The organism is Citrobacter sp. VF227 (assembly GCF_052950715.1).
Genome location: NZ_JBRFVF010000118.1, coordinates 1 through 666, shown reverse-complemented (window position 1 = coordinate 666; position 666 = coordinate 1). Strand labels below are relative to the sequence as shown.

2 protein-coding genes are annotated in these 666 nt (G+C 72.2%); both read right to left on the bottom strand.

Features of this window, described 5'->3' with window-relative positions:
• Positions 1–276 (bottom strand): fructose-bisphosphatase class II (locus ACU8YC_RS25380; RefSeq protein WP_446896016.1); only part of this gene is annotated, 276 nt, incomplete at its 3' end.
• Positions 277–421: 145 nt separating this feature from the next.
• The coding region (locus ACU8YC_RS25375) for a hypothetical protein (protein WP_446896015.1) at positions 422–666 on the bottom strand (245 nt) is incomplete at its 5' end.

Sequence of the window (666 nt, the reverse complement as noted above, 5' to 3'; positions counted from 1 at the left end):
GTCGACCTCGGGCCCTTCCCCGAGACCGAGCTGCTCGCCGATGAACAGCATCGGCGCCTGATCGCGCTCCCCCTCCCCGATCACCACGGTGCCGCGGATCGGCAGGCCGTTGAGTTCGTCGCGCATCGCGTCGACCGCCGCCTGGTCGGCCGCCTTCTCGTCGCCCTGGCCGCGCAATCGGGCGGCGGCGATGGCGGCACGCTCCGTCACGCGGGCCAGTTCGAGGGCGAGCGTGCGCGGGACGCCGCGCGATGCCGGCTTGGGGGCCTCTTCCATGGTTTCCTGCCTCTGGCCGGGTCCGATCTTGGGGTCGGATCCCGGATGGATACCGTCGGATGACGGCCGCGCAGCGTATACGCCGGTTCGCTAAGGCCCACTATCCTGCATCAAGCGGTGGCGGGTCACGCTACCGTATGCACTGTTATTCACGCTCGATCCGGATCAGCTGCGGCGGCTCCGCCAGCAGCCCGTCGGCGCCGATGGCGTCGAGCGCGTCGCGGATGTTGCCCTCGGTCGCCGCGTAGGTGATCAGCACCAGCGGCACGGGCCGGCCGGAGCGGCCGCGCGGATCGGCCTCCGGCCCCTCGACGCGGCGCTGCAGGATGCTCTCCAGGGAGATGGATCGCTCGGCCATCCGCTGCGCGACGCCGGCCGCGACGCCGGGGC